The 12,265-nt window shown below is 69.0% G+C and carries 13 protein-coding genes; 11 read left to right on the top strand and 2 right to left on the bottom strand.

Translation table 11 applies throughout. From position 1 onward, the window contains the following. Positions 1-5 precede the first annotated feature (5 nt). From P696_RS0125370 to P696_RS48025, 3 genes are all read left to right on the top strand, one after another. Positions 6-1,550, top strand: a complete 1,545-nt coding sequence (locus tag P696_RS0125370) for an AMP-binding protein (protein ID WP_026414525.1) — start codon at positions 6-8, stop codon at positions 1,548-1,550. A 109-nt stretch (positions 1,551-1,659) separates the two neighbouring features. Next, positions 1,660-2,949 (top strand): argininosuccinate synthase-related protein, encoded by a 1,290-nt coding sequence (locus tag P696_RS0125365; protein ID WP_157429909.1) that lies wholly within the window; start codon positions 1,660-1,662, stop codon positions 2,947-2,949. A 79-nt stretch (positions 2,950-3,028) separates the two neighbouring features. Next, positions 3,029-4,636, top strand: coding sequence for an AMP-binding protein (locus tag P696_RS48025; protein WP_034486826.1), 1,608 nt, complete (start codon positions 3,029-3,031; stop codon positions 4,634-4,636). Positions 4,637-4,646: 10 nt separating this feature from the next. Here the strand turns inward: P696_RS48025 and P696_RS0125355 are convergent, their stop codons facing one another. Further along, the gene (locus tag P696_RS0125355; RefSeq protein ID WP_026414523.1) at positions 4,647-5,576 is read right to left on the bottom strand and encodes an aldo/keto reductase; all 930 of its coding nucleotides are present in this window, start codon (positions 5,574-5,576) and stop codon (positions 4,647-4,649) included. 287 nt (positions 5,577-5,863) lie between these two features. Between P696_RS0125355 and P696_RS0125350 the strand changes: the two genes are divergently transcribed. The 8 genes from P696_RS0125350 to P696_RS48020 all read left to right on the top strand — a co-directional run bounded on the left by P696_RS0125350 (position 5,864) and on the right by P696_RS48020 (position 11,581). Continuing rightward, positions 5,864-6,703 carry an oxidoreductase gene (locus P696_RS0125350; protein WP_026414522.1) on the top strand — a complete coding sequence of 280 codons (840 nt, stop codon included), beginning with the start codon at positions 5,864-5,866 and terminating at the stop codon, positions 6,701-6,703. Then, positions 6,693-7,310: a TetR/AcrR family transcriptional regulator gene (locus tag P696_RS0125345; RefSeq protein ID WP_026414521.1), complete on the top strand. Its 618-nt coding sequence runs from the start codon at positions 6,693-6,695 to the stop codon at positions 7,308-7,310. The genes P696_RS0125350 and P696_RS0125345 overlap by 11 nt, the downstream gene beginning before the upstream one ends. Before the next feature lie 119 nt (positions 7,311-7,429). After that, the gene (locus P696_RS57010) at positions 7,430-7,579 is read left to right on the top strand and encodes a hypothetical protein (RefSeq protein WP_170026574.1); all 150 of its coding nucleotides are present in this window, start codon (positions 7,430-7,432) and stop codon (positions 7,577-7,579) included. A gap of 251 nt (positions 7,580-7,830) precedes the next feature. Then, complete coding sequence (locus P696_RS0125335) at positions 7,831-8,373, top strand: EF-hand domain-containing protein (protein WP_211245853.1); 543 nt, start codon at positions 7,831-7,833, stop codon at positions 8,371-8,373. A 254-nt stretch (positions 8,374-8,627) separates the two neighbouring features. After that, positions 8,628-9,383, top strand: coding sequence for a class I SAM-dependent methyltransferase (locus P696_RS0125330; RefSeq protein ID WP_026414519.1), 756 nt, complete (start codon positions 8,628-8,630; stop codon positions 9,381-9,383). Between the two features lie 106 nt (positions 9,384-9,489). Further along, positions 9,490-10,641, top strand: coding sequence for a peptidogalycan biosysnthesis protein (locus P696_RS0125325; RefSeq protein ID WP_026414518.1), 1,152 nt, complete (start codon positions 9,490-9,492; stop codon positions 10,639-10,641). A 14-nt stretch (positions 10,642-10,655) separates the two neighbouring features. Beyond that, positions 10,656-11,012, top strand: coding sequence for a hypothetical protein (locus P696_RS0125320; RefSeq protein WP_051468162.1), 357 nt, complete (start codon positions 10,656-10,658; stop codon positions 11,010-11,012). A 2-nt stretch (positions 11,013-11,014) separates the two neighbouring features. After that, entirely contained in the window at positions 11,015-11,581 is a 567-nt protein-coding gene (locus tag P696_RS48020) for a pyridoxamine 5'-phosphate oxidase family protein (protein ID WP_051468161.1), read from the top strand. Positions 11,582-11,824: 243 nt separating this feature from the next. Here P696_RS48020 and P696_RS56210 read toward each other — a convergent pair whose 3' ends face one another. Next, complete coding sequence (locus P696_RS56210; protein WP_157429907.1) at positions 11,825-12,244, bottom strand: hypothetical protein; 420 nt, start codon at positions 12,242-12,244, stop codon at positions 11,825-11,827. Positions 12,245-12,265: the final 21 nt, after the last annotated feature.

The following is a 12,265-nucleotide window of genomic DNA, read 5'->3' as shown; positions in this document are numbered from 1 at the left end:
AGATCATGCACATCACCCACATCGTCCATCGGGCTCTGCAACTGGCTCCGGACGAGCCGGTCACGGTCTACGGCGACCGGACCCGCACGGCGCGCGAGCAGGCCGACCGGGTGGCGCGTCTCGCCGGGGCCCTGCGGGAGTACGGCGTGGGCGACGGCGAGCACGTCGGGATGCTTGCCCTCGGCTCGGACCGTTACCTGGAGTTCTTCCTGGCGGTGGCGTGGGCGAACGGGGTGTTCCACCCGGTCAACCCGGCCTGGAGCACACCAGAGATGATCTACGCGTTGGTCGAGTCCCGGACCGAGATCCTCTTCGTCGACGACGCCTTCCTGGACCGTCTGGAGGAGATCAGGGAGGCGTGCCCCGATCTGCGCGAGATCGTCCACGTGGGCGACGGGCCGCCGCCGGACGGCATGGCCGGGTTCGAGGAGCTGATCGCGAGGACGGAGCCGGTCGAGGACGCCCGCCGGAACGGCGAGGCCCCCGCGGGCATCGTCTACACCACCGGGACGACCGGGCGCGCCAAGGGCGTCGTGGTCAGCCACGCCTGCCTGGTCCACCAGGCGCTGATCCTGCCCGCGCGGGTCCCGGCCCACGGCGTCCCCGGCGGACGCATCCTGATCACCTCGAACTTCTCGTCCATCTCCATGCTGGTGACCTGGCTGATCCAGGGGATCTGGGGCGGGCTCACCGTCATCCCGCTCACGACCGACGTGGACGGGCTCGTCGACGCCATCGAACGCCACCAGGTCACGCACGCGCCGTTCGCGCCCGGCACCATGCAGCAGATCGTCGACCATCCGGACATCGCCGCGCGCGACCTGTCCAGCATGCGGAGCATCGCCTACGGCGCGGCGCCCATCACCGAGGCGCTCCTGACGAGGGTGATGAAGGCGTTCCCCAACGCCGCGTTCCACCAGTGGTACGGGATGAACGAGTTCGGCCTCGCGACGCTGCTGCCGCCGGAGGACCACCGCGCGGGACGGAAACTGCGTTCGGCCGGACGTCCCGCGCTCGGGGCCGAGGTGCGGATCGTCGACCAGGACGGCGTGGAGGCGCCGCGCGGCGAGGTCGGGGAGATCGTCGTCCGGACCGGCGCGATGATGCTCGGCTACCTGAACAAGCCGGAGGAGACGGCGCGGACGATCCGGAACGGGTGGCTCCACACCGGCGACGGCGGATACCTGGACGAGGACGGCTACCTGTTCATCGTCGACCGGTTCAAGGACGTCATCAACGTCGACGGCTGGAACGTCTACTCCACCGAGGTGGAGCAGGCGATCGCGGGCCATCCGGACGTGGCCGCGGTCGCGGTGATCGGCATCCCCGACGACAAGCCGGGGGAGCGGGTGCACGCGGTCATCGTGCTCAAGCACGGCCGCACCGCCGATGAGCGGGACATCCGGCGGCACTGCGAGCCGTTGATCGCCTGGAAGACCCCCACCAGCTACGAGTTCGTCGACGCCCTGCCCCTGTCGACCACCGGGAAGGTCCTCAAGCGCCGGTTGCGTGAACCGTACTGGGAGGGAATGGACCGCCGGGTCAACTGACCATGCTCACGCGCCGTTCCCTCTCGGGCACGAGGCGACGTTCTCCAATGTGTTCGCCGCCTTGGCCGGTTCCTGTTCCAAAGGGGTCACGCTTTGTCGTTGTCTCAGGATGATAACGAATGCGTCCGCCTCTCTGGATGCGCGTCCGCGAACCGTATCTTCAAGATCATGTTCCCCGGAATGGTGTCGGCCTGCCTCGTGTCGGAGGTTTCTCATGTGGACCAAGAAATGCGTTCGGGAATTCGATCACATTGAGGAGGCGGCCCGGAACGGCGGCCGGGTCGTGACGCTCTTCAGCGGCGGGCTGGACAGTTTCTATCTGCTGTGGCGGCTCAGCCGGTACCCCGACCTGGAGGTGTACGCCCTGTCGGTGGCCCTGGGCGGCGACGCCGAGTACGACGACAGCACCGGCGGGGTGGCGCGGCTCGGGGCCCGGCACGTCCTGGCCGACCGCGCGACGGTGTTCGCCGACGAGTTCGTGGCGCCCGCGATCGCCGCGCAGGCGGTTTATCTCGGAATGCATCCGGTCAGTTCCTCGCTGAGCCGCCCGCTGCTCGCGCGCGCGGCGGTGGAACTCGCCGAGGACGTCGGCGCGCAATTGGTCCTGCACACTGCGAACAGGTCGCAGAACAGCCTGCGCCGGTTGAATACCTCGATTGCCGCACTCGGGTTCGACGGGCACTTCGGCAGCCCGTACGAACTCGACGCGATCAGCCGCGACGACAAACAGAACGCGTTGAAGAAGGCCGGTTTTCCGGATTTCGTCAACCGTTCGCACAGCGGCGATTCCAATCTGTGGTGTCGGGAGTTCGAGTCCGGCCTGCTGGACGACCCCGAGTGGTTCCCGGTCCCCGAGGACCTCTACTCCTGGACGGCCGCCGTGCCGCCCGAGCGGCCGGACAAGGTCGTGATCGACTTCGAGGGCGGCCGTCCGGTGGCCCTGGACGGGGAGCCCGCGCCCCTGCGCGAGGTGATCGTGGCCCTCAACGTCCGGGCCGGACGCTACGGCCTCGGCCGCTACTCGGGCCTGGAGCACATCGACAGCGGCGAGAAGGTCCTGGAGGTGCGGGAGATGCCCGCCGCCTGCCTGCTGCTCCACGCCTACCGGCACCTGGAGAGCGCGACCGTGCCCGCCGAGACCATCCGGGAGAAGCTGCCCCTGGAGCAGGCGTGGACCAGGGAGGCGCTGGAAGGACGCTGGTTCGGCTCCCTGCGGACGGCCGCCCAGGCGTTCGTCACCAGCGTCGCCGAGCGGGTGACGGGGCGGATCACCTACCGGCTCGACCGGACCGGGATGACGGTGCTGTCGGTGGAGGCCCGCGACGCCCTCTACATCCGCGACCGCGACGCGTGGGAACGTGACACGGCCCGGTCGGCCGTCCACTTCTCCACGGCCTGAGAGGCCGCGGCTCACCGGTGAGCCATCGATCCGGACGTTCGACGAGGCAAGCGTTCGACGAGGCAAGCGGAGGTGCGGGATGTCCGAGGAGTACCGGCGGCGCGGCTGGTGGCGGGACGAGACCTTTCTCGACGACCTGCGACGGCACACACGAGAACACCCCGGCAAGGCCGCCGTCATCGCCCGCCGGATCGGCTCGGGCGACACCCGCACGCTCGACTACGCCGAGCTCGGCCTGCTGACCGACCGCTGCGCCGGAGCCCTGGCCGAGCTGGGCGTGCGCCCCGGCGACACCGTCGCCGTCCAGCTCACCAACGGCTGGGAGCTGACCGTCCTCGCGCTCGGCTGCCTGCGCGCCGGGGCGCAGATCTGCCCGCTCCTCCCGGTGTACCGGGAGCGGGAACTGGCCGCCTACCTGGGCCTGACCGAGTCCCGGGTCTTCGTCACGCCCGCCGAGTTCGGCGGCGAGGACCGGGCCCGGCTCGGCCTGCGACTCGCCGCCGACCTGCCGTCCCTGGAACACGTCGTGGTCGCGGGCGAGACGACCTCCGAAGGCGTCCACGACCTGCACGAGTTCTTCTTCGAAACCCCCTGGGAGAAGACCGCCGACCTCGACGGCCGCGCGGAACTCGGCCCGGACGACCCGTACCTGACCCTCTTCACCTCCGGCACCACCGGCGAACCGAAAGGCGTGCTGCACAGCCAGAACACCCTGTACGCGCCGATCCGAGGCGAGGCCGAGGTCTTCGACCTCGGCGCCACAGACGTGATTGCCATGGTCGCCGCGTACACCCACTACACCGGATTCGTGCGCGGCATGCTGATGCCCCTCGCGCTCGGCGGAACCGCCGTCTTCCAGGACACCACGGACGGCGCGGCCATGGCGGACCTCCTGGCGGAACACAAGGTCACCTACATGTACGCCCCGCCCCACTTCCTGCGTCCGCTGGTGGACGCCCAACGCGCCGAGCCACGCGACCTCACCGCCCTGCGCTGGGTCGTCGGCGGCTCTGCCCCGATCCCGACCCAACTCGTCCAGGACGTCGAGGAGGTTTTCGGACGGCGCCTGTTCTCCCTGTGGGGCATGTCCGAGAACGGCGCGGTCACCATCAGCCGTCCTGACGACCCTGTGGACTGGGCGGCGCACAGCGACGGCAGCCCGATCGCCGACATGGAGTTCCGCATCGACCCGCACCCGGGGCAACGCGAGGACACCGGCGTCCTGTGGGTCCGCGGCCCCACCCAATGCCTGGGCTACCTGCGGCGGGACGAGCTGTACGCCTCGTTCTGCGACGAGGACGGCTGGTTCGACACCGGCGACCTGGCCCGCCACGACGGCCGCGGCGGCATCCGCATCGCCGGACGCGCCAAGGACACCGTCTTCCGGAACGGCTTCTTCGTGCCGACCACCGAGATGGAGGAGATCCTCACCCGGCACCCCGCCGTCCAGGAGGCTGCGGTGATCGGCCTGCCGGTACTCGACGGCGCCGACCAGATGATCTGCGCCGTCATCCGTCCCACCGCGCACGGCGACGGAATCACCCTGGAAGAGGCCCGGACGCTGCTCCGCGACGCCGGAATGACGGCGTTCTTCTGGCCGGAACGCCTCGAACTCGTCGACACCCTCCCAAGAGCGGCCGCCACCGGAAAGGTACGCAAGGTCGAACTCCAAGAACGCTTCGCCTAACCGCGCCTTTTCAGGCCGTCCGCCCGCCACCAGGGGCGATCTCAGCGATGCGAGCAAGGTCGTCCCCGGTCAGGCTGAGGCCGACGGCAGCGACGTTCTGAGCAACACGAACGGGGTTACGCGACCCAGGGATCGGCACGACGTAGGGCCTCCGGGTGAGCAGCCAAGCCAGAGCAAGCTGGGCGAGAGTCGCGCCCTTGGCCTCCGCGACCTTGGTCAACTCAGCCACGATGGCGACGTTGGCGTCGAAGTTCTCGGGCTCCCACCAGGCGAACCCCTGACGAAAGTCGTCAGCGTCGTAATGGTCCCGCGACCTCACGGCACCGCTGAGGAACCCATGAGCCAACGGCGAGTAGGCGACGAACCCGATACCCAGCTCCTCCAGAACGGGGAACAGCGACTCGGACTCCAGCGCGAAGATCGAGTACTCGTGCTGCAGCACAGAGATCGGGTGGACGGCATGAGCGCGCCGAAGGGCGTCTTCACCGGTGTTGGACAGCCCCAGGTACCGGACCTTCCCGGCCTCGACACACTCCTTCATGACCCCGACGACGTCCTCAATGGGCACGCTCGGATCAGGAATGTGCTGGTAGAGCACATCGATGGTCTCGACACCGAGATGGCGCAGGCTGGCATCGACGACCTCGCGCACATGCCCGGGACGCGAGTCCTGACCGCCGCCCCGAACGAACCCGAACTTGGTCGCGATGGTCACCTCGTCCCGAACCGGAGCCAGCGCCCGCCCAAGGAGCTTCTCCCCGTCACCCCACCCGTACAGCTCGGCAGTGTCGAAGTGAGTCACCCCAAGCTCATGCGCCCGCCGAATCGCCGCGACCGACTCGGCATCGTCGGACGGCCCATAACCAACGGCAGTCCCCATCGCGCCATACCCGATCGCCGAGGCCACCAGCCCCTGACTCCCAAGCGCACGCTCCTGCACAGCACTCGACCTCCGGTCACAGAAACCTTCAGTTCCGATTCCGCACACCCCAGTACCGCACACCCACCCAAACCAAGCAATCCGTCCAGTGCGCATCCACTCGGCTCGTCTGCTCCAGGATGAACCGCGGCCATCTCGGACAGGCACCGAGTCCTCGTCAGGCCGACCTCGAGCCCGAGAACGGGATGCCGACGGCGACGGCCACCACGGCGAGGCCGAGATGGTCCTGGCGGGGATGATCTTCATGAAGTAAACTGAACGTTCAGTTCACTTATTGGAGGGTGTTCATGAGGGTCTGGTTCATCACGGGTGCCTCGCGTGGTTTCGGTCTGGAGATCGCGCGCAAGGCCCTGGCCGAAGGTGATGCGGTGATCGCCACCGCGCGCGATGCCGGACAGGTCAAGGCCGAACTTGCGGACGCCGGTGATCGGCTGCTGGCGGTGAACTTGGACGTCACGGACGAGGCCGCCGTCCAAGGGGCCGTGGCCGCCGGGGTGGAGGCGTTCGGCCGTATCGACGTGCTGGTCAACAATGCCGGTCGAGGATTGCTGGGAGCGGTGGAGGAGGCGTCCGACGCCGAGGTCCGGGCGGTGTACGACGTCAACGTGTTCGGGCTGCTGGCGGTGACCCGGGCCGTCCTGCCGGTGATGCGCCGTCAGCGGTCCGGGCGCGTCTTGAACATCACCTCGGTGGGCGGGTTCACCACCGGCCAGGGGTGGGGTCTCTACGGGTCGACGAAGTTCGCGGTGGAGGGCGTGAGCGAGGCGATGCGCGCCGAGCTCGCTCCGCTGGGCATCAAGGTGATCATCATCGAGCCCGGCGTCTTCCGGACCGACTTCCTCGACGACTCCTCACTGCACACGGCCGAGCAGGTGATCGAGGACTACGCGCGGACCTCCGGCCAGACCCGGGTCTGGCGGACCGAGAACAACCACGCCCAAGCCGGTGATCCGGTGAAGGCGGCCGCCGCGATCGTCTCCATCGCGGGGGTCGACGATCCGCCGGTCCGGCTTCAGCTGGGCGCCGACTGCGTCGCCCGCGTCGAGGCCAAACTCCAGCAGGTCAAGACCGAGCTCGACGAGTGGCGCGAGGTCGCCCTGGCGACGGCCTACGACGATGCCGGCTGACAGAGGTCTCACCCCCCGCAGCCGCCGGGTGCGCGAGGCGGTGCTGCGCGCAGCCACCGAGCTGCTGGCCGAGGGCGGGCTGCCGGCGGCGACGGTCGACGCCGTCAGCGCCCGCTCCGGCGTGAGCAAGGCGACCATCTACAAGCACTGGTCCAACCGCATCTGCGTCGCCATCGACGCGTTCGCCGTGCACATGGCCGAGGCGACGCCGGTGCCCGACACAGGCTCGGCGCGTGAGGACCTGACCCGGCAGGTGCGGAACGTCGCCGCGTTCTACGCCGGCCCGGTCGGCCAGGTCTACGCCCAGCTGCTGGCCGCCACCGTCACCGACCCAGAGGCCGCCGAACGCCTCAGGCAACGCTTCCTGGAGGAGCGCCGCGAACTGATCCGCCAGATGTGGCGAGACGGAGTGGAACGAGGTGAACTGCGCACCGACATAGACGTGGAGGTCGCCCAGGACGTCCTGTTCGGTTCCATCATCTTCCGCCTCGTCAGCGGCCACGCCCCCCTCACGCCCACCGAAGCGGAGGCCATCGCGGACGCCGCCCTGACCGGCCTCCTCACCCACCCGCCCAGCGACCCGGATCGGACCGGCCCTCAGCAGTAGCCCCGGGTGCGGGATATCGCGACACGAGAGTGAACCAGGTCGCCAGGGGACGCGCGAGCTCGTACTCGTCAGCGGCCTCGACCAAGGTCTGGCGTGGGGAGACGCACCCGGGAGAGCGGGTGGTGTGCAGGGATCGCGTCAGCGGATACGCCGAAGGGGCCCGGCTGGGAGCACCGGAGGCCCAGGCGTGCGCCGACCGGTGGTACCTCCACCGGCGGTTGTCCTGCTCGCCGGTCCGCGAGCTTGCCGCGATGCTCGACCAGCTGTGAAGCGGGATGAGGTCGTCCAGTGGCCGATCATTTCTCCGTGGATTCCACGCGGCGCCGCGTCGGTCACCTTTCTCTAGCTCCAGTGACCACAGAAAGCGCACCCCCGGCGCACCCATATCGCACTTTCATCGGAAATAGCGAGGAATTATCCACCTCACCCGGCACTGATCTCCATGCTAGCGTTTTAACGACCCGAGTGGAGCCGGCAAGCTCCAGTCAAACACGGAGAGGAAGAAAAAGTGTCGACCCCCGTGAAGAATCAAAAGTTCAACATGCTGTTCAACTGGTTCGACCAGGGAGGTGACGGCCTCCTCACACACGACGACTTCCAGGCTATGGGCGACCTTTTCGCCGGCCTGGACACGAGCGATGACCAGGCGAGCGCCTCCGCGATGCGCGACGCGTTCGAGAAGTGGTGGCAGGTGCTGCTGGCCCACGGCGACACCGACGGCGACGGCAAGATCACCCGCCCGGAGTTCCTGGCCGTCATGCAGGCCAACGTCACCAGCCCGGAGCACTTCGGGGAGGCGGTGCTGGCCATCGCGGACGCCCTGATGCGGGCGCTCGACACCAGCGGCGACGGCGTGCTGAGCCACGACGAGTACGTCCGTATGTACAGCGAACTCGGCGTCCCGCCGAAGCACTCCAGGGACGCCTTCCGGCGACTCGACCGGGACGGCAGCGGGTCGATCAGCCACGAAGAGTTCCGGACGGCGATCACCGAGTTCTACCTGAGCGACGACCTGGACGCTCCGGGAAGCTGGCTCATCGGCCCGATCAAGGCCGACGCCTGAGCGGCCGGACGGATCCACGAGTGAACGCACTGCCGGAGTCCGCGAATTCCCGCTGATTCCAGCAGCGTGAAGGGGTGGCCCCCATTGGCCGAATTCATCTGACGCCGACGCCCGGCCTGACGCCGCCCGCACTTCATTTCCGAATGGCACTGGACTGCGGTCCGCCGTCGAGGCGGACCACAGTCTGCTGTTCTTCCCCCAGAAGTATCCGTCCCCCTCGTTCTCGCACCCGGGGCTTTCCCGGAGGGATCCGGATGGCCAGTCAGTTCGACACGCTCACTGACACCTACGACGACTTCACCACCACCCCGTTCCGTGTCTTCCTGGAGATCCCCAGCGTGCTCAGCGTCCTCGGCGACGTCCGCGGCGCGGCGGTGCTCGACCTGGGCTGCGGATCGGGCGCCTACACCCGGCTCGTCAGGCAGCGCGGAGCCGCCCGCGTGAGCGGCATGGACGTCTCCGAGGGCATGATCGCCCACGCCCGTGCCCTGGAGGCCGCTCAGCCCCTGGGTGTCGACTACTTCCTCGGCGACCTCCCCGACCGCCTCGCGGGGACCTTCGACCTGGTGCTGGGGGTGTATGTGCTGCCGTACGCGACGACCCGTGCCGAACTCGGTCAACTGTGCGCCACCGCCGCGCGGGCGCTGCGTCCGGGCGGGCGCTTCGTGACGCTGCCCATCCATCCCTGTTTCCGGTCCGGTGCCGTCTCCTACGCGCCCTACGGCTTCCGGCTGACCGCTGGGGAGCCGCTGGCCGACGGCTCGCCGGTCTCCTTGAACCTGCGGTTCCACGGCCGCGACCACGACATCACCGCCCGCTACTGGAGCAAGGCCGCCCTGGAGGACGCCCTGCGGGAGGCCGGCTTCACCTCCCCGCGGTTCAGCGACCCGGTGGTGAGCGAGGAGGGCGTCGCCGAACACGGCGCCGCGTACTGGAACGACTACCTCGCCCAACCCCACACCGTGATCATCGACTGCCGAAAAGCGATCGGTGCCGCGCATGAACCGTGAGACCCGCAACACCATCAGCGGTCCCACCGGCGGACACCGACGCGACTCGACACCCGCCTCGGCCGGCATTGCCCGCCGACGGTATTCACCGCCCGGGCGCATCAGCGTGCACACCACCGCCGGTGTCGGCGCCATCGCGCGCGAGGACTGGGACGCACTCGTGGGGCCCGACAACTTCTACAACAGCCACCGCTGGCTGCACGCCCTCGAACTCGCCCATGGCAGCGACACCGTCGTGACCACGACAACCGGGGACGGCGTACTGCTCGGAGCCATGCCCACGTGGCCCGGCGAAGCCGGCGCACCGGGCCTGTTCTGCCCGCCGGACCTGTTCCCGTGCCTGGCCGGCACCTGGCCCGACGACTGGCTGTGGCTGGGCGCCAGGCGCTCGGTGTACAACGAACTCCTGTGTGTTCGCGGTCCGCTGCGCGACCGCGCGCTCGCCGCGCTCGTCCACGGCGCGCAGACGGTGGCCAGGTCCAGGGGCGCGGCCGGGGTGATCATGCCCTACCTGGCCGCGGCGGACGCCAGAGATCTGGCCCGGGCCCATCCCCGCGCCACGGTCCTGCTGCACGACGCGGACGCCACCATGGACCTGCCCGCGGGCGGGTTCGCGGAGCACCTCGCGGGGATGCCGCAGGGTGACCGCGCCCGACGTCGTGCGGAACTGCGCGCTTTCGAGCGGGCCGGTACCAGTGTCGAATGGCTGGCGCTGACCGGAGAAACGTCCCGGCTGGCGGCGGACCTGATCACCCAGAACCGGGCCCGCCACGGCGGTACCGCGGACCCCGGCTGGATGCGTCGCTCCTTCGCGGCCCAGCGCCGCTGCGGTGTCCTCGACCAGGCCGTCGGCCACTTCGGGATCCGCGACGGGCGGCCGGTGGCCGTCACCGTCTGCTACACCCACCACGACCGTCTCTACGCGCGCTACTACGGCTTCGACTACCGCAATGCCGAACCGGCCTGCGAGTACTTCGTCCTGACCTACTGCGCGCCCCTGGACTACGCCGCCGTCCACAACCTGCGCCGCTACCGGCTGGCGGTGTCGGCCTGGGACGTCAAGGCCCGCCGGGGCGCGATGTTCTCCCCGCTCGCCGCCGTCGTCATCGCCTTCGGCCACGAGGTGTGCAGCCCCCAGCGCGCCGCCGCCTTCAACCACCAAATGGCCCGGAAGTGGCAGGACCGGCTGGCCGGCCGGCCCCACGCCGTCGGCCGCGGGTGGGATGACTGGGCCGCTCAACCGCCTTCCGCATCCTGAACAGGAGGACCCCTGTGCTCTACCTCGTCTACCGCATCAAGCCCACCCCCGCCGCCGAGGCCGACCCGCGCGCGTTCTGGAACTGGGCACAGGAACGCGAGAAGTGGTTCTACCAGGGCCTCGACACCGTCCTAGCCACAAGGTGGACGGTGCGCACCGTCGGGACGGACGTCCACACGCTCGAGCACACCGTCACCTTCGCCGACGAAGCCGCTTGGGGCCGCTACCGCCGCCAGGTGGCCGAGCGAAGCCGCGACCCCGCCTGGGAGGAACGCCGCACGGAACAGGGAACCTGGTGGCAGATCCTCGACGCCGCCCTGCACGGCGACCCCCCGGTCGCCCTGGGCTTTGACCACACCGCTGGGGAGTGAGCGTGGCCGAGCGCAAGGAACTCGCCGAACGCAGCCACTACCTGCTGGCCAACGCCCGCTTCATGACCCTGGCCACCACCGACGGCAACGAACCCTGGGCCTCGACCGTCAACTTCGTCGCCCTGCACCAGCCCCTCAGGCTCCTCTACTACTCCCTGCGCGCCGCCCGCCACTCCCTCAACGTGGAGAAAACCCCCATCGTGTCCGGCTCGATCTACATGACCGGCCTTCCCGGGTTCGGCCTGGACGGGGCCCAGTTCACCGGACACTGCCACGCCGTGGGCCCCGACCAGCTGGCGGAAGTCCACCGCACCTACTACGAAATCAACTTCCCCGACGAGGACACCCGGCGCGAATGGCTCCTGCCGCAGTCCGAATTCCACGGCACGGGCCCGCGAAGGTTCTCCATGGTTCAGGTCCGCAACTGGTGGCTCCTGGACATCGACCGCTGGCTCACCGACAAACACGACCAACGCATCGAGGTCCCCGTCCAAGACCTGCACCTCCTGACGGACGACACGAGCAGCGCGTCCAGCGCGTCGTCCGGACGGACGCTGTCGAGCAAGTAGCCGCTCGCAGTCCGCTTGCCGCACGGGGACTCAACCTGCGACGGGACCGGTGCCGCCTTCGCCGCAGCGTCGGAGCGCCGCCGGTCGCGGTCGGCCCAGAGGGCCCGTTCCTCCCTCAGGCCACCCCCTCGGTCGCCGGCGGGCCGCAGGGGGCGCCTGGGCAATCCCAAGGCGACGAGCTGGCACGTCTGACCGTGTTGCCGATCGCGTGGGCTTGGGGGAGTGCGGCCTTGGCGTTACGGGTTACTCGCAGCCGTGGCATGCGCACTGCGTGACCGGAGGGTAGGGGTCTCCCTTGCCTGGAGCCGGTGGTCCGAGTGGGCCGGCGAACCACCACGTGCTCCCTCGGTGGCTGACGTTGAAGCCGAGTCTTTTGCGCGGCTGCCTGGTCTCCCCGAAGGTGAGGCAGATGAGGCTGTCATTGGGATTGATCGCCGGATGTCCGCTGACGTTGATCCGTCCCGTGAAGTCCCTTCTGGCTGGGCCGGTCAGCCATGCTGCCAGTGCCCTTAGGGCTGGGGTTTGATAGCGCTGGGTCGGCTCCAGCTTCTTCAGGGTTGAATCTTTGTCGCCCTGTCGCACATTCCCGATGAAGCCGACGATGAACGCGCGCGTGGGCCTTGATAGGTCTTCATCGATCCCGAGGATCTTCTGGAAGGTCACGTCGCGCATGGTCGTCGGGCT

The sequence above is a fragment of the Actinomadura oligospora ATCC 43269 genome, from assembly GCF_000518265.1.
Classification (GTDB): domain Bacteria; phylum Actinomycetota; class Actinomycetes; order Streptosporangiales; family Streptosporangiaceae; genus Spirillospora; species Spirillospora oligospora.
This window is presented reverse-complemented; position numbering and strand designations above follow the sequence as displayed.